Origin of the sequence: Halorubrum sp. CGM5_25_10-8B (assembly GCF_005435095.1) — an archaeon.
GTDB lineage: Archaea > Halobacteriota > Halobacteria > Halobacteriales > Haloferacaceae > Halorubrum > Halorubrum ezzemoulense.
Map to the genome: position 1 here is coordinate 269,466 of NZ_SGTY01000001.1, position 16,645 is coordinate 286,110.

The window sequence follows — 16,645 nt, forward strand, 5'->3', positions numbered from 1 at the left end:
GAAAACACCGAGATCCGTCTCTCGGTTTCGTTGTTCCCTCCACGTACCAAACCAATGAGCGAGAACCTTCGAACGTACACGACAGAGACGGCCGACGACGAGCGCGAAACCGAGTCGGAGAGCCAAGAGGAGGAACTGCGGTGTCCCGAGTGCGGCGGTCAGCTAGCGACGGACACGGAACACGGCGAGACCGTCTGCGTCGACTGCGGACTGGTCGTCGAAGAGGACGAGATCGACCGCGGGCCGGAGTGGCGCGCGTTCGACTCCAAGGAGAAGGACAACAAGTCCCGCGTCGGTGCCCCGACGACGAACATGATGCACGACAAGGGGCTCTCGACGAACATCGGCTGGCAGGACAAGGACGCTTACGGTAAGTCGCTGTCCAGCCGCCAGCGCGAGAAGATGCAGCGGCTGCGGACGTGGAACGAGCGGTTCCGCACCCGCGACTCCAAGGAGCGCAACCTCAAGCAGGCGCTCGGCGAGATCGACCGCATGGCCAGCGCCCTCGGCCTCCCCGACAACGTCCGCGAGACCGCGAGCGTCATCTACCGCCGCGCGCTCGACGAGGACCTGCTTCCCGGCCGCTCCATCGAGGGCGTCTCGACGGCCTCGCTGTACGCCGCAGCCCGGCAGGCCGGGACGCCGCGGAGCCTCGACGAGATCGCGGGCGTCTCCCGCGTCGAGAAGGACGAGATCGCTCGGACGTACCGCTACGTCGTCCGCGAGCTGAAGCTGGAGATCCAGCCCGCCGACCCCGAGAGCTACGTCCCGCGGTTCGCCTCCGACCTCGGCCTCTCCGACGAGGCCGAGCGCCGCGCCCGCAGCCTGCTCGACACGGCGAAGGAGCAAGGGATCCACTCCGGCAAATCGCCGGTCGGGCTCGCCGCCGCCGCCGTCTACGCCGCCTCGCTGCTGGTCAACGAGAAGGTGACCCAGAGCGAGGTCAGCGAGGTCGCGAACATCAGCGAGGTCACCATCCGGAACCGGTACCACGAGCTCCTCGAGGCCGAGGACTCCGTCGCGCTGAACTGAGCCGCTTTTCTGCCCGCCGCCGCGTCGGTCGCCCTCCGTCCGGGTCGAAACCGCGAAGGTGACGCGTCGCCACCCGCACGTATGGAGACGACCCGCCACTTCACGGCGACGACGTACATCGTCAACGACGGCGCGACGGCGCTTCACGACCACGAGCGGCTCGGCATCCGGCTGCCGCCCGGCGGCCACGTCGACCGCGACGAGCTCCCGCACGAGGCCGCTCGCCGCGAGGTCCGCGAGGAGACGGGGCTGACGCCGGAGCTGGTCGCCGCCGAGTCGCAGATCACGGGCCCGAACACCCGCGGGCTCCCGGAGCCGGCCCACCTCATGCTCCACGACATCAACGTCCACGAGGACGGGTCGGTGGGCCACCAGCACGTCGATCACCTCTACTACGCCCGCGTCGGCTCCCGAGAGATCGCTCCCGTCGGCGACGACGAGGTCGACCCGGACCAGTGGCGCTGGTACACCCGGTCTGAACTCGCGGCGAGCGACCTCCCGGAGGACGTCGTCGACCTCGGTCGGGAGGCGATCGCCGCCGTCGACGAGGGGTGAGCGGGACGGGCCGTCGAGAGCGCTCTCGGGGCCGCCGCCGTCGGCCGGTCGGAGCGGTGGAGCGGGGCGTCAGACGGCCGTCTCACGCTCCGGAAGGTATTTGAGTCGGTGTTGGCGACGTAAACGCAAGGATGGACGCACAGCGAAGGGAAGCGATCGCCGAGTGGGACGAGCGCTCGTTTTCCGACGGGCTCGCGGGGCTCGGGCGGATCGTCGACGACGGGTTCTCCGGCGCCGCGACCGACGGGGTCGGGTGGGTGTTCCTCGTCGACGGGCGCGTCGTCGGCGTGGTCGACGCGACGCTCGACGCCTTCGCCGACGCCTCGGGGACCGTCTACCGGGCCCCCGACGACGCGCTCCCGGTGCTCTTCGCGATGCAGGAGCTCGGCGGCGAGCCGCGGGCGAAGTACTACACCAATGACACGCCGCTCAAGGAGGCGGACCGGAAGCTCTCGCAGGGCGGATTCACCGGCTACATCGAGCTGTCGGAGAACGTCCTCTCCGGCGACTACTACGTCGCGTACACCGGCGGCGAGTCGATGGCCGCCGCGTACGTCGGCAACGCGCGCCGGCTGGAGACGGGGGACGACGCCTTCGAACTCGCCGCGGACGAGGTCGGCATCTACACCGTGTACGAGGTCGATCTCGACGTCCGCCCGCTCCCGGACGACGCGGGGACGGCGGACGCTACGGACGACGGGACGACCGACGAGACGGAAGACGCGGGGAGCGACCCCGACTCGAGGGGCGACGACGGGAGGGACGCGCCGGGCGGAGCCGATGAAGCTTCCCCCGCGGACGCCGTTGATCCCGCGCCGAACACCGGGCGGGACGACGGCTCGGCGGCCCGGCCCCGAGACGACCCGACGACCGCCGCTCGCGACTCAGATTCGGACGGGCCCGACGCGGCCGAAGCGGGCGGTGAAGCGACGACGGGGGAGGGCGAAGAGTCGCCCGACGCGGTACAGATAGGAGCCGCCGACGCCGCGGAGATAGACGCCGCGGAGACGGACGTCGAGGCGGCGGGGGTGGCGGACCGCGAGCGCCGGCCACCGACCGAAGCGACCGGAGACGGTGCTTCGCGGGACACCCGGGGAACGCCGGACGCGGGAGACGCATCGAACGCCGAGGGCGCGTCGGGCACCGGGAACGCGTCGAGCGACGAGGACGTCTTCTCGGAGGAGGCCGAGTGGCGGGAGCAGAAGTCCATCCCGGCGCTCGACCCGTCGGAGGCTGGCGACGAACCCCGCGGGGCCGACGAGCGTCCCGACCCGCCGTCGCAGCGTTCTCGTTCGGCGGCCGACCCCGGGCGGGCCGAGCGGAGCGGATCGAACGCGAACGGCGGGTCGCCGTCGCCGCGCTCCACCGAGCGGTCCGCGTCGACGCCGTCGGCGGTCTCGAAGCGCGACGCCCGCGACGCGACGGGCGACGCGAGCCCGGAGCGGCTTCGGAAGCTCGAGGCGGCCCTCGAGGAGACGGAGACGAAGCGCCAGTCGCTGGCCGACGAACGCGACCGGCTGGCGGCCGAGCGCGACGAGGTCGCGACCGAACGCGACGAGTTGGTCGACGAGGTCGAGCGGCTCGAGTCCGAGGTCGGCGACCTCCGGGAGGAGCGCGACCGGCTCCGCCGCGAGCTCTCCGAGGCGAAGGACCGGCTCCCGGACGCCGAGCGGACGCTCACCCCCGCGAAGGCGCGCAGCGGAACGAACCTGTTCATCAGGTACGAATCGAAGGAGGGCGCGACGCTGGCGGACGCCCACGACGGGAGCGTCGACCGCGAGGCCCTCCGCGAGAACCTCCGGGTCGAACACCACACCAGCTTCGAGACGGAGGGCCTCGCCGTCGACGGGCGGCCGTTCGAGGAGTTCCTCGGGGACACCATCGAGTACGGCTTCACCCGCTGGCTCGTCGAGGACCTCCCGTTCGAGGTCCGCGGTACCGGGAACGAGGGGACGCTTCGGGACCTCTACGACGCGCTCCCGGACATCGACCGCGCCGAGATCGGCGGGGCAGTGTCGGTCGAACTCCGCGAGGGCGGCGAGGAGGTCCGCGAGCAGCGGTCGTTCGACCTCGTGTTGCGCGATCGCATGGGGCACCCGCTGTTCGTCGCCGACCTGAACGACAGCCGGGACCCGACGCCCGAGGGGACGCTGGAGTCGCTCGTCGAGAACGGGCGCGACATCGCCGCCTCCAACCAGACGTTCGCCGGGGCGTTCGCGGTGACTGAGAGCTTCTTCGAGCCCGGGGCCTTAGAGACCGCGAGCGATGCGGTCGGCGGCGGCCTGTTCAGCCGGTCCAAGCGGGCGAGCTTCGTGAAGCTCTCGCGCAAGCAGGGGTTCCACCTGTGCCTCGTCGAGGCGCGCGACGGCGGGTTCCACATGACGGTCCCGGACCTGTAGTCGGTCCGACCGCCGCGGCTCGCGAGCGCGGGCTGAGAGAGAAAACGCGGCACCTACGTCGGCGGGCCAAATCGGAATCGCAGTCAGTTCTGGAGTTCCGCGGCGTCGTCGATCCGCATCGACCCCAGCTTATCAACGGTCTCGTCGAGCTTCTCGTCGAGTTCGTCGACGAACTCGTGGGTCCGCTCCGTGGTGATCGCTCCCTGGCTGGACGGCTCGATGAGGTTCTCCTCTTCGAGGACGCGCAGCGAGTATCGGACCTTGTGGTGCGGGTACCCAGTCTCGTTCGACATCTTCACGATGCCGATCGGCTCGTTCTCGATGACCATCCGCAGGACTTGGAGGTGACGTTCCAGCATGTCTACCTCTTTCTCTAGTCGATCTATCATGCCACATGTTAACTTGTCATGCCCCCGTTTAAAAGTTGCTGTCGGCGACCGCGGTCACCCTGTCAGATCGCACCCTTTGACGTGGCAGTAATTAACGTGTTCGATTGCGGCGCAGCGCGCGGCTCGGACGCGGCGCGCCCGATCGCGACGGAGACCGCGAGAGTGAGTACAGGTCCGGAAACTGGGAAGATACACGAACGAGCCTATTTCCTGTGAGCCGTTTATTCAGTGATCCTCATTCGTGGTTATGTCGCAGTCACAGACCGTAATCGGTTTTACCCCCCGCCGGGAATCGGCAGGTCGTATGACACTCACCATCGTCGGCTCCCAACTCGGCGACGAGGGCAAAGGCGCGCTCGTCGACCGGTGGGGAGGGGACGCGGACGTCGTAGTCCGTTATCAGGGCGGCGACAACGCCGGCCACACCGTCGTCGAAGGCGGCGCGGAGTACAAACTCTCGTTGGTTCCCAGCGGCGCGGTCCGGGGGACCGTCGGTATCCTCGGCAACGGCTGCGTCGTCAACCCGAAGACGCTGTTCGCCGAGATCGACAACCTGCGCGAGCAGGGGCTCGACCCCGACGTGCGCGTCGCCCGCCGGGCGCACGTGATCATGCCGTACCACCGTGTGCTGGACGGGATCGAGGAGGAGGTAAAAGCCGACGACGACGCCGGCGACGCGGTCGGCACGACCGGTCGCGGTATCGGCCCCACCTACGAGGATAAGGCCGGCCGCCGCGGGATCCGGGTCGCGGACCTGCTCGACCCCGAGACCCTTCGCGAGAAGCTCGAGTACGCGGTCCCGCAGAAGCGCGCGCTCGTCGAGGACGTGTACGGGCTCGACCTCGACAGCGAGGCGCAACGCGCCTCTGGCAGCCGGACGCAGTCCGGCGACGACGACAGCGATGACGACCGCGCGGCCGCCTTCGACGTCGACGCCCTCCACGAGGAGTTCGCCGCGATCGGCGAGCGCCTCGCCGACGAGGGGATGACCGTCAACTGTTCCGACTACCTTCACCGCCGTCACGAGGCGGGCGACGAGATCCTCTTCGAGGGCGCGCAGGGGACGCACATCGACGTCGACCACGGGAACTACCCGTTCGTCACCTCGTCGAACCCGACCGCGGGCGGCGCGGCCGTCGGCTCCGGGCTCGGCGTCACGACGGTCGGCGACGGCGAGGTCGTGGGCATCGTGAAGGCGTACCTCTCGCGCGTCGGCGAGGGGCCGCTCCCGACCGAACTCGACGGCGACGCCGACGAGGAGGCGCTCGCCGACGAGATCCGCGAGAAGGGCGGCGAGTTCGGCACGGTCACCGGCCGCCCACGCCGGATCGGCTGGCTCGACCTGCCGATGCTCCGTCACGCCGCGCGCGTCTCCGGGTTCACCGGGGTCGCGGTCAACCACGTCGACGTGCTCGCCGGGCTCGACGAGCTGAAGGTGTGTACCGGCTACGAGCTCGACGGAGAGACGCTCGACACCGTCCCCACCACGACCGACCGGTGGGAGCGCTGCGAGCCGGTATACGAGACGCTCGACACGTGGGCGCCGTTCGACTCCTCGGCGGTCGCCGAGGCGGGCTACGATGCGCTCCCCGAGGCGGCCCGCGACTACCTGGAGTTCGTCGCCGACGAGATCGACACGCCGGTCTACGCCGTCGGCGTCGGCCCCGACCGCGAGGAGACGGTCGAACTGACGAACCCGTTCGACGAATAGGAACTCGCCCGTCTACCGTCGGATTTCGGGCCTATTCCCGCGGATCTATCGCGTTCAGCGCGGCCATGTCTTCCGCCGTCAGCGACAGGTCCGCGGCCGCGAGGTTGGATTCGAGGTGGTCGACGCTCGACGTGCCCGGGATCGGGAGCGTCACGTCGGAGTGATCGAGGAGCCACGCGAGCGCAACCTGCCGCGGCGTGGCGTCGCGTCGCGCCGCGACCTCGTCGAGCGCGTCGGCGGACTCGTCGTCGTCGACCGCGTACATCGGGCCCCACGGGATGAAGCCCACGCCGCGGCCCTCGCAAGCGCGCAGCACGGCCTCGTCGTCGCGGTGGCCGACGTTGTACCGGTTCTGGACGGTCGCGATGTCGACGATGTCCGTCGCGGTCTCCAGCTGCTCGGCGGTGACGTTGGAGAGCCCGACGTGCGCGATCTGCCCGGCATCTTTCATCTCCGCGAACGCGTGGACCGACTCCGCGAAGTCGGTGTCCGGGTCCGGGCGGTGGAACTGGTAGAGGTCGATCGTGTCGGTGCCGAGGCGGTCGAGGCTACACAGGACCTGGTTCTTGAGGAAGTCCGGGTCGCCGTGGGGGAGCCAGTCGCCCTCGCGGTTGCGGAGCAGCCCGGCCTTCGAGGCGATCACCACGTCGTCGGGATCGCCGATCGCCTCGCGGATGAGCCGCTCGGAGACGCCCGGGCCGTAGGAGTCCGCGGTGTCGACGAAGTCGACGCCGAGGTCCACTGCCCGCCGGAGCACGTCCCTCGCGTCTTCCTCGTCGGCGGGCCGGCCGATGACGTCCTCGCCGGTGACCCGCATCGCGCCGAAACCGAGTCGGTCGACCGTGAACGCCCCGCCGATGTCGAACGTGTCGCGTCCGCCGCTGGTGTCGGAAGCCATGGTCCGTCCGTCTCGCGCCACGCTGAAAGCGGTAGGGGTGGCGGAAGGGGACGCGACGAACGGGCGCGGCGCGGCGCGCCGCCGCCCGTCTTGCGCCCGTCGCTACTCATAAACCGCCCCCGAGTAATCGTAGGGTATGGACGCCGAGCGCGAGGTACTCGACGTGTTGGCGCGGAACGCCCGCGAGGACATCGACGACATCGCGGCCCAGACGGGCCTCGACGCGGCGGCGGTAGCTGACGCGATCGACGCGCTGGAGGGCGACGGCGTCGTCCACGGCTACCAAGCCGTGGTCGACTGGGACCGCGTCGAGGAGGGGAAGATCCGCGCCGTCGTCGAGATCAACGTGGAACTCGACCGCGAGACGGGGTACGAGCAGGTCGCGGACCGGATCGCGAAGTTCCCCGCCGTCGACGCCTTACACCTGGTCTCGGGCGACTACGACTTCGCCGTCGAGGTGCTCGGCGAGAACATGCAGGACGTCTCCGAGTTCATCTCCGAGCAGGTCGCGCCGATGCCGGCGGTCACCCAGACCGTGACCCACTACATCATGGAGACGTACAAGGACGGCGGGATCCGGTTCGAGGACGGGGACGACGACGACCGCCTCTCCGTGTCGCCATGAGGATCTCGGACCGCGCGCGCACCCTCCCGGAGTCGGGGATCCGGAAGTTCTTCGAACTCGCTGAGGCGCGCGACGACGTGATCTCGCTGGGGGTCGGCGAGCCCGACTTCTCGGCGCCGTGGGCCGCCCGCACCGCCGCGATCGACTCGCTCGAACGCGGGAAAACGTCCTACACCGCGAACCGCGGGATGGCCGCGCTCCGCGAGCGTGTCGCCGCGCACCACGAGCGCTACGACCAGTCGTACGACCCGTCCGAAGAGGTCCTGGTCACCACCGGCGCGAGCGAGGCGGTCGACCTCGCCTTCCGCGCGCTCGTCGACCCCGGCGACACCGTGGCGGTCCACGAGCCGACGTACATCTCCTACGGACCGGGGATCGAACTGGCAGGCGGCGAGCGGCTGACGGTCCCCACGCGCGCCGCGGACGATTTCGCGCTCACCCGGGAGTCGCTGGAGGCCGCGGGCGCGGCCGACGCTGACCTGCTCGTGCTGTGTTACCCGAACAATCCCACGGGCGCGACGATGACCGACGAGCAACTCGCGGAGGTCGCGGCGTTCTGCCGCGACAACGAGCTCCGCGTGGTGGCCGACGAGATATACGCCGCGCTCACGTACGGGGACGACCACGCCTCGATCGCGACCCAGCCGGGGATGCGCGAACGCACGATCGTCGTCAACGGCTTCTCGAAGGCGTACGCGATGACCGGACTGCGGCTGGGGTACGCGCTGGGGCCGACCGACGCGATCGACGCGATGAACCGGATCCACCAGTACACGATGCTGTCGGCGCCGACGACGCCGCAGTACGCGGCGATCGAGGCGCTCGACCGCTGCGACGACGAAGTGTCGGAGATGGTCGAGGAGTACAACCGCCGCCGGCGGCTGGTCGTCTCCCGGTTCAACGAGCTGGGCCTCGACACCTTCGAGCCGGGCGGCGCCTTCTACGCGTTCCCCGAGTGCGGCGGGGACGACGAGGCGTTCGCCGAGGAGCTGCTGGAGGCGCAGGGCGTCGCCGTCGTCCCGGGGTCGGTCTTCGGCGAGGGCGGAGAAGGGCACCTCCGGGTGTCGTACGCGACCTCGATGCGCGAGCTGAAGGAGGCGACCGACCGGATCGCGGCATTCGTCGAAGGGCGCTGAGGCCGCGGTCGCGGCGCGGTCCCCGTCGCGATACGGCCGTCGCGGGGCGCCTGACGCGCTGGTGGCACACTCGCGGTGCGTAAACGAACAACTACTTCCAAATTTATTGCCGTTCGCCAAAGATTATCACGCTCGATCCTGATGTTCGAGCCATGGAGTTCCAGCTAACCGACGAACAGAAGCAGCTGCGCGAGGAGGTACGGAAGTTCGCCGACGAGGAGATCCGACCGGTCGCGACCGAGTACGACGTCGACGAGGCGTACCCCCACGAGGTGATGGACAAGGCCGCCGACATGGGGCTGCTCGCGCCGCATGTCCCGGTCGAGTACGGCGGGATCGGCTACTCCTCGCTGGAGAACGCCATCCTCACCGAGGAGCTGTTCGCGGCCGACCCCGGGATCGGGCTCTGTATCTCGAGCGCCGGGTTCGGCGCCGAGGCGCTGATGGAGTTCGGCACCGAGGAACAGAAGGAGCGTGTCCTCCCCGAAGTGACCGCGGGCGACGCGGTGATGGGGTCGGCCATCTCCGAGCCGCAGGCCGGCTCGGACGTGACGAGCGTGGCGACGCGGGCGGAGAAGGACGGTGACGAGTGGGTCATAAACGGGTCGAAGATGTGGATCACGAACGGCACCGTCGCGGACTACTTCGTCGTCGTCTGCGAGACGGACCCCGATATCGACGACCGCTACTCGGGCTACTCGCAGATCCTCGTCGAGGGCGACCGCGACGGGCTCACCCGCGACAAGATAACCGGGAAGCTCGGCATCCGCGCGAGCGACACCGCGGAGCTCCGCTTCGACGACGTGCGGGTGCCCGAGGAGAACCTGATCGGCCAGCGCGGGATGGGATTCCTCCAGCTCATGCAGTTCTTCGACGAGACGCGGACCGCGGTCGCCGCGCAGGGCGTCGGCATCGCCCGCGGCGCGGCCGAGCGCGCGCTGGAGTACGCCGAGGAGCGCGAGCAGTTCGGCCGCTCCATCTCCGACTTCCAGGCGATCAAACACAAGCTCGCGGAGATGCACACGAACACCGAGGCCGCCCGCTGGCTCACCTACCGCTCCGCGTGGGCGGTCGACAACGAGGCCGGCGACCTGACCGCGCTCGCGTCGATGGCCAAGGAGTTCGCCTCCCGGACCGCGGTCGAGGTCGCCGACGAGGCGGTCCAGATCCACGGTGGCGCCGGCTTCGTCAACGACCACGACGTCGAGCGGCTCTACCGCGACGCGAAGATCACGCAGATCTACGAGGGGACGACCGAGATCCAGAAGAACATCGTCGCCCGCGAACTGCTCGACGAGGGGATGTGAGGGCGGCGACGGACCGCCGGTCGCCCGCGACCGACATCTAAAACCCCCGGTAGGCCTATATCGTCGGTATGAACGAGGAGGAGGCCCTCGGAGAGGGTAACGACGCGCGCTTCGAGGGCGGCGACAGGGCGGACCCGGAAGAGCGCCTCAAGCGACAGCGCGACGATCTACAGCTGCTGAACCAGGTGATGCGCCACGACATCCGCAACGATCTCCAGCTCGTCGGGGCGTACGCCGAACTGCTCGACGACCACGTCGACGAGGAGGGGCGGGAGTACCTCGACGTGATCAAGCGGAACACGCAGAGCGCCGTCTCGCTCACCACGACGGTCCGCGACCTCGCCGAAGTGATGCTCCGCGAGGACGCCGAGCCGAGCCGCGTCGCGCTCGACCGGGTCCTCTCACAGCAGGTCGAGGAGGTGCGGTCCGCGTACTCAGAGGCCGTCTTCACGGTGGAGGGCTCGTACCCGGAAGTCGAGGTCGTCGGCGACGAGATGTTGAGCTCGGTGTTCCGGAACCTCCTGCGGAACGCGGTCCAGCACAACGACGAGACCCCGCCGAAGGTGACGGTGTCGGCGACCGTCGACGAGGGCGAGGGCGTCGCCGAGGTCCGCGTCGCCGACAACGGGCCGGGGATCCCCGAAGGCCAGCGCGACGAGATATTCGGGAAGGGGGAGAAGGGCCTCGACAGCCCGGGCGCGGGGATCGGGCTGTACCTCGTCCGCTCGCTCGTCGAGATTTACGGCGGGGGCGTGTGGGTCGAGGACAACGAGCCGAGGGGCGCTGTCTTCGTCGTCAGGCTTCCGCTCTGCTCGGAGTGACCCCGCGACGCGCCGTGTCGCGGCGGCTCACTCGTCGTCGTACTCCATCGCGACCGAGTTGATGCAGAACCGCTTCCCCGTGGGCTCCGGGCCGTCGTCGAACACGTGCCCGAGGTGCGAGTCGCAGTTCGCGCACCGGACCTCGGTGCGGCGCATCCCGTGGCTGGTGTCCACCGTCGTCGTCACCGACTCCTCCTCGGCGGCGTAGAAGGCGGGCCAGCCGCAGCCGGACTCGTACTTCGTCTCGGCCTCGAACAGGACCGTGCCGCAGGCGCGACAGTTGTACTCCCCGTCGTCGGGGTGGTGGTCGACGTACTCGCCGGAGAACTTCGCCTCCGTGCCGCTCTCGCGCAGCACGCGGTACTCCTCGTCGGAGAGTCGCTCGCGCCACTCGTCGTCGGTCAGCTCCGCCGGGTCGCGCTCGTCTGTCTCGCTCATACCCCCGATACGCGCCCCACGGGCAAGGGGGTTGCGACGGGCGAGCCGCGGATAAGTTGCGGCCCGCGGCCCCAAACGGTATCCACCCGGCGGTCCGATTCGCGCCCATGGCACGCGAAGTCACGCACGAAGAGCGGGGGCCGACGATACTGGACGACGACGACAAGGGGGACGACGGCCTGATCTACGTCTGTCGGTGCGGGCTCTCCGACTCGCAACCGCTCTGTGACGGCTCGCATAGGGCCACGGCCGACGAGGAAGACGGCGTCGTGTACAAGTACGAGGACGACGACGCCGACGGCGAGCGCCGCGCGGTCGACGGGATCGCGTTCGAAGATGCGTAGCGGCGGGCCGCCGAGCGCGACGGCGCCGGCGGTCAGATCACGCCCATCTCCCCGAGCCGCTCGGGGAGGTAGGTGTCGGTGACGAAGTCGAGCCCGCGGCTCGCGAGGGACTGCTGTTCGGACTTCTTGCCGATGTCGAGCTGGAGCTCGATCTGCTCTTCCCAGTAGTCCGTCTGGAACCGCGGGTCCTCCAGCTCGGATTCGAGGGCGTTGATGTCCGAGTCGGATAGCGGGTCGGAGGGGAGGTCGTACTCGACGATGTCCTCGGGCTGGATCCCGATGAACCGCGCCTCGGGCGTCGCGAGGTACTTCGAGAGATGTGCGGACTTGATCGAGCCGTACGCGACGGAGCCGTAGATCCGGTAGGACCACGGGTCGCCGTCGGTGAACACCACGACCGGGAGGTCCAGCTCGTCGCGGAAGCGCTTCGTGAGCCGGCGGGTGGCGCGGGCGGGCTGGCCGCCGAGGTGGACCACGAGGGCGTCGTGGGCCTCGTCGAACCCGTTCTCGACCAACCGGTCACGCATCCCGCCGGTCTCGACGCAGAGGACGAACTCGGCGTCGTTGTCGAGGAACTCGATGGTGTCCGGGTTGTTCGGGATCTGGTAGCCGCCCTGCCCCACGTCGAGCTGACAGTGGATCTCGCGTTCACCGCGGTTGGTCTGCTCGCGGAGGAGCAGCGGCCCCATCACCTTCGCGCCCGACTCCTCCGGGCGCATGTGGAAGTCCTCGCGGGTGACGCCCGTGACGATCTCTAAGTCCTCCACGAGGTCGTTCGACTCGTCCTGGGAGTTGAACTGCGCCTCGTCGTTGTCCCACGACTCCGACAGGTAGTACAGCTCACGCAGCGTCGACGAGCGATCGTCGTCGAGCTGGTTCGCGAGGAACTCGATCGTGTAGGCGGCTTTCAGCAGCTTGCGCGCGCCCCGCACCGAGTTCGCGCTTCGCGTCGAGGTGCGGTCGCCGTAGGTCCAGACGCCGCTCTCCTCGTCGTACTCGATGTTGCTCTTCGTCCGCGTGGGGAGCGTCATCTCCGGAATCGACCCCGCCGCGAACTGGTCGTAGAAGTCGGCGGCCAGGTCGATCAGCTCGTCTCGTGCGTCGCTTTCGGTCGTCATTAGTCGTTCACCGTGAGTTTCTCGGTCTCCACGCCGCCGACGCTGACCTCGAACTCGGGGTCGCCGTCGACCGCGTACGTCAGTTCTCGCTCGTCGCCCGAGGGGACCTCGGGCTTCCACTGGACGAACCACTCGCCGTCCATATCCACCACCGTTCCGTCGGAGAGGTCGGTCGGCTCCGCCGAGACGATGTCGGTGATCTCCAGCTCCTCGTTCACGTCCGAGTGGTTCTCGACGGTGAGCGTCACCGCCTCGCCGTTCACCTCGCGCTCGACGCTGACGTTGTTCATGATCCGCGCCAGGGCCCCGTCGATGTCGGGGCGCGGCCGGCCGGTGACCTCCGAGACCTTGTCGGCCATCTCCGGGAGGATGCGACCGAGCACGTCCTGTTTCTCCCGGCGCTGCTGCATCGAGCGCCGCTTACTGAGGAACGACTTCAGTTCGCGGGCGGCCTCCCGGACCGCGAGCTCGATCTCGTCTTCGATCTCGGGGACGTTCGCGAGCGCGTCCTTTGACTCACTCGTGAACGGGACGTTCGTGGAGGCGACGTGGATGCTGATGACGGCCGGCCCGTTCGGCATCCCCGACCCCCCGGGCTGGTCTAACCCGTAGTTGCGCCACCCGATCTGTTTTATTACGTCCGTCGTCGCGCAGGCGCCCCGCTGGTAGACGAGCGGGACGCGGTTGGCGAACCGGAGCAGCTCGACCGACCCCTCGGCGGGGATCTCGCCGCCGTACGCGATCCCGGCCTCGACGATGAACGGGTCGCCGCCGTGGACCTCGGCGTCGCGGGTCGCCGCCGCGTAGAAGTCGGCGTCGTACTCCTTCCGTAGCCCGGCCTCGACCAGCTCCGCCGTGATCGGTGCGAGACACCCGGTCGGCGGCGCGAGGATGTCCGTCGTCCGCATCGCCTCTAGGAGGTCGGCCGCGGCGTCGCGGTCGCCCGCGATCGACTTCACCTTCGGCGGGTCGTCTGGCACGGTCCGCGCCCGCGACCAGAACGCCTCGACGACGTTCTCGCGCGCGGTCTCGCCGAAGGTCGCGTCGTGCTGCTCGGCGACGAACGACGCCGCGTCCGCGACGAGGCGTTCGAGGTCGTCGCGGGTGGTCCGGAACGCGTCGCCGTCGAGGTTCTCGAACCGGCGCGCGAGCGCCTCGGCCATCGCCTGAACCGCGGCGTCGTCCTTCCGCGTCGACGTGGCCTCGTCGACCAGCGCGTACACGTCGGGGACGAGCGGGGACTCCTCGGGGTCGTCGGCCCCGCCGTCGCCGCTCGACGCCGCGGCCTCCTCGTCCGCGCCGCCGCGGCCGGTGACCGCCCGCCACCCGGCGTCGACCGCGTTCTCGCGGACGGTCCCGCCGAACGTCTTTCCGGTGTCGTCCTCGACCGTCTCCGCGACGTTGTCGACGATGTCGGCGAGCTCGGACCGGGTGATCCGGTCGTTGTTCCCGACCGTCTCGGCGACGCCCGCTGCGAAGGCGGTCGTCGCTTCCGCGCCCTTGTTGGCGACGGCCTCGGAGACCGCGCTCGCGATATCGCGGTCGTCGTGCGCTCGGGGCGGCGACCACGACAGCTCGCGGCCGTAGTACACGTCCCGGAAGTTGTCGATCACGCTGTCGGCGGTCTTCTTGCCGACCCGTGTGAACTCCTCTTGGAGGAACCCGGAGACCGAGTACGACTCGGTCGCCTCCAGCATCTTGATCAGCGTGCCGAGCTCGACGCCGTGGGGGTGCGGACGGATCTCCTCCGTCTCCGCCGGCAGCTCGTCGGTGGCGCGCTCGAACTTCATCGGCTCGTCGAGCCCCGGCTCGCGCAGTTCGAGCCGTGCGTGGGGGTTGACGACCGCGGTGTGTTTCACGTAGTCGTGGAGCTGCTGGCGGGCGCGCATGTTCGCCTCCATCTCCAGCTCGATCCGGGTCCCGTGGGGGCGGTCCCACGTCGTCTCCTCGTCGGCCTGGATCTCCGGCTCGTTCGTGTCCGTATCGATGATGAGCTCGAAGTACTGCGCCCGCGACTGGCCCTTCGGCCGCGAAGTGATCTTCGCTGGCTGGCCCGAGGTCAGCTGCGAGTACAGGACGGCCGCCGAGATCCCGATCCCCTGCTGCCCGCGGGACTGCTCGCGGGCGTGGAACCGGCTACCGTACAGGAGCTTTCCGAACACCTTCGGAAGCTGTTCTTTCGTGATCCCAGGCCCGTTGTCCTCGATGACGAGCCGGTAGTAGTCGCCCACCTCCTCGATCTCGATGTAGATGTCGGGGAGGACGCCGGCCTCCTCGGTCGCGTCGAGGGCGTTGTCGACCGCCTCCTTGACAGCGGTGACGAGCCCCCGGGCGCCCGAGTCGAACCCGAGCATGTGTTTGTTCTTCTCGAAGAACTCGGCGATGGAGATCTCGCGCTGGCCCTCGGCCAGCTCCTCCGCGATCCCCTCCTCGTCGCCGATCGTCGACTGGAAGGACGTCATTCGGTACTCACTCCTTTCCCCGAGGCACCTAAAAACGCACCGGCGGCGCGGTGAAAGTGTATCCCCGCGGAAGAAGCCGTCTCCGACGGATGCGTGTGCCGCTCTCACGTGACAGTTCTCGGGACGCGTCTGAACTCGCTATCCCGTCATACCGTCGGCCGCCCGGTCGTTACATTGAAATAATTTAAATTTATTGATCAATGTGGCACGGTGATGTGTCACAGACCAGCATTCGTGCCGGGAGGGAGCACCGAAATGACAGACGACGCGAGTGGCGAGGCGAACCGAGCGCGAACCACGACCCGACCGCCGGAGCCGGACCGACGGGCGGTACTCCGAGGCGCGGCCGCGACCGGCGCCGCCCTCGTCTGGGGCACGTCGACCGCCGTCGGCGAACCGAGAAGTGGGAACGGCGCCGGCGTCCGCGCTGCGGGCGGGTTCCCACCGAAGGGGATCACGACCTACGGCCGGAGCGTCGACCTCGGAAACGGCTCGGTCAGGACGTTCACCACCGAGACCCCGTCGGGCGAGCCGAAGTACCACGGCGTGGAGTTCGACCGGACGGCGCTGGAGGGCCTCCCGAACGCCGGCGAGCTCGAAGCGGCCAACCACCGGGCCGAGACCGACAAGTACCGCGCGGGCGGGCAGGCGACGCAGGTCCACTTCAAGCAGTCGCTCCAGTTCTTCGTCCCGTTCCCAGCCGCGGAGCGGACGCCGTTCACGTTCCTCGGGCTCAACTGGAATCCGGGCGGCCACTTCGGCGGGGCGGGCGCGTGGCTCAAGCCGCACTTCGATATTCACTTCCACATGCTCGATCCGGCGACCGTCGACGCCGTCGACGGACCTCGACTCCCGCCGTACGACACCGGGAACGGGGAGTACGCGCCCGGCAGTCCGCAGCCGGATCCCGACGGCGAGGTGACGGAGACGCGGTTCGATTACGACCAGCTCCCCGAGGGGTACGCGCGGTCGCCCGAGCCGGTCGCCGACCAGCGGTACATCACCGACATGGGCGAACACACGGCTCCCGCGGACGCGCCGGAACTCCCGGACGGCCCGGGCGAGCCGGGGGACCCGGACGCGTTCGCGAATACGCTCATCCAGGGGTTCATCGCACCCGACGAGAGCGAGCCGCCGCGGTTAGCGTTCGTCGAACCGATGATCACGCGGGACTTCCTCAGGGGCTTCGAGGGGCGGGAGACGTACGCGGTCCCGCAGCCGGACACGTACCCGCACGCCCGACGGCACCCGACCGAGTACGCCGTCCGCGACGTTCCGTCCGCGGACGCGGTGGCCGTCGTGTTGCGCGGGTTCGAGGAGACCTGATTTCGGAGCGTCGCCGCCCCGTCCCGGGGACGCTCTCGGGCGACGGTTCGGCCGCCGACAGGTTTCTCCCCGTGACGCCCCTTC

General features: G+C 69.3%; 15 protein-coding genes. 10 read left to right on the top strand and 5 right to left on the bottom strand.

Annotated elements, in window-relative coordinates; genetic code table 11:
• Window positions 1–54: 54 nt before the first annotated feature.
• The 3 genes from EXE51_RS01350 to EXE51_RS01360 all read left to right on the top strand — a co-directional run bounded on the left by EXE51_RS01350 (window position 55) and on the right by EXE51_RS01360 (window position 3,986).
• Window positions 55–1,032: a transcription initiation factor IIB family protein gene (locus tag EXE51_RS01350; protein WP_049929602.1), complete on the top strand. Its 978-nt coding sequence runs from the start codon at window positions 55–57 to the stop codon at window positions 1,030–1,032.
• Between the two features lie 81 nt (window positions 1,033–1,113).
• Window positions 1,114–1,587 (top strand): NUDIX hydrolase, encoded by a 474-nt coding sequence (locus EXE51_RS01355; protein WP_094494699.1) that lies wholly within the window; start codon window positions 1,114–1,116, stop codon window positions 1,585–1,587.
• Between the two features lie 131 nt (window positions 1,588–1,718).
• Window positions 1,719–3,986 (top strand): hypothetical protein, encoded by a 2,268-nt coding sequence (locus tag EXE51_RS01360; protein WP_137691908.1) that lies wholly within the window; start codon window positions 1,719–1,721, stop codon window positions 3,984–3,986.
• An 83-nt stretch (window positions 3,987–4,069) separates the two neighbouring features.
• On the opposite strand, the gene EXE51_RS01365 is transcribed toward EXE51_RS01360, so the two are convergent.
• On the bottom strand, window positions 4,070–4,375 hold the full coding sequence (locus tag EXE51_RS01365) for a hypothetical protein (protein ID WP_049929599.1): 306 nt from the start codon (window positions 4,373–4,375) through the stop codon (window positions 4,070–4,072).
• Window positions 4,376–4,679: 304 nt separating this feature from the next.
• Here EXE51_RS01365 and EXE51_RS01370 point away from each other — a divergent pair, with 304 nt between their 5' ends.
• Entirely contained in the window at window positions 4,680–6,086 is a 1,407-nt protein-coding gene (locus EXE51_RS01370) for an adenylosuccinate synthase (protein WP_049929598.1), read from the top strand.
• Between the two features lie 31 nt (window positions 6,087–6,117).
• On the opposite strand, the gene EXE51_RS01375 is transcribed toward EXE51_RS01370, so the two are convergent.
• Entirely contained in the window at window positions 6,118–6,984 is an 867-nt protein-coding gene (locus tag EXE51_RS01375; RefSeq protein WP_137691909.1) for an aldo/keto reductase, read from the bottom strand.
• Window positions 6,985–7,120: 136 nt separating this feature from the next.
• Between EXE51_RS01375 and EXE51_RS01380 the strand changes: the two genes are divergently transcribed.
• From EXE51_RS01380 to EXE51_RS01395, 4 genes are all read left to right on the top strand, one after another.
• A complete protein-coding gene (locus tag EXE51_RS01380) occupies window positions 7,121–7,609 on the top strand; it encodes an Lrp/AsnC family transcriptional regulator (RefSeq protein ID WP_049929596.1) in 489 nt (162 codons plus the stop codon).
• Window positions 7,606–8,745 (top strand): pyridoxal phosphate-dependent aminotransferase, encoded by a 1,140-nt coding sequence (locus tag EXE51_RS01385; RefSeq protein WP_137691910.1) that lies wholly within the window; start codon window positions 7,606–7,608, stop codon window positions 8,743–8,745. The genes EXE51_RS01380 and EXE51_RS01385 overlap by 4 nt, the downstream gene beginning before the upstream one ends.
• Window positions 8,746–8,897: 152 nt before the next feature.
• Window positions 8,898–10,052: an acyl-CoA dehydrogenase family protein gene (locus EXE51_RS01390; protein ID WP_049929594.1), complete on the top strand. Its 1,155-nt coding sequence runs from the start codon at window positions 8,898–8,900 to the stop codon at window positions 10,050–10,052.
• 68 nt (window positions 10,053–10,120) lie between these two features.
• Window positions 10,121–10,873: a sensor histidine kinase KdpD gene (locus EXE51_RS01395; RefSeq protein WP_089307668.1), complete on the top strand. Its 753-nt coding sequence runs from the start codon at window positions 10,121–10,123 to the stop codon at window positions 10,871–10,873.
• Between the two features lie 27 nt (window positions 10,874–10,900).
• Here EXE51_RS01395 and msrB read toward each other — a convergent pair whose 3' ends face one another.
• Complete coding sequence (msrB, locus tag EXE51_RS01400; RefSeq protein ID WP_137691911.1) at window positions 10,901–11,311, bottom strand: peptide-methionine (R)-S-oxide reductase MsrB; 411 nt, start codon at window positions 11,309–11,311, stop codon at window positions 10,901–10,903.
• 107 nt (window positions 11,312–11,418) lie between these two features.
• On the opposite strand from msrB, the gene EXE51_RS01405 reads away from it, so the two are divergent.
• The gene (locus EXE51_RS01405; protein ID WP_049929591.1) at window positions 11,419–11,655 is read left to right on the top strand and encodes a CDGSH iron-sulfur domain-containing protein; all 237 of its coding nucleotides are present in this window, start codon (window positions 11,419–11,421) and stop codon (window positions 11,653–11,655) included.
• A gap of 32 nt (window positions 11,656–11,687) precedes the next feature.
• Here the strand turns inward: EXE51_RS01405 and EXE51_RS01410 are convergent, their stop codons facing one another.
• On the bottom strand, window positions 11,688–12,773 hold the full coding sequence (locus tag EXE51_RS01410; RefSeq protein WP_049929589.1) for a DNA topoisomerase IV subunit A: 1,086 nt from the start codon (window positions 12,771–12,773) through the stop codon (window positions 11,688–11,690).
• Window positions 12,773–15,235: a DNA topoisomerase VI subunit B gene (locus tag EXE51_RS01415; RefSeq protein ID WP_086215802.1), complete on the bottom strand. Its 2,463-nt coding sequence runs from the start codon at window positions 15,233–15,235 to the stop codon at window positions 12,773–12,775. Before EXE51_RS01415 ends, EXE51_RS01410 begins: the two co-directional genes overlap by 1 nt.
• A gap of 255 nt (window positions 15,236–15,490) precedes the next feature.
• Here EXE51_RS01415 and EXE51_RS01420 point away from each other — a divergent pair, with 255 nt between their 5' ends.
• Entirely contained in the window at window positions 15,491–16,561 is a 1,071-nt protein-coding gene (locus EXE51_RS01420; protein ID WP_094519786.1) for a hypothetical protein, read from the top strand.
• Window positions 16,562–16,645: the final 84 nt, after the last annotated feature.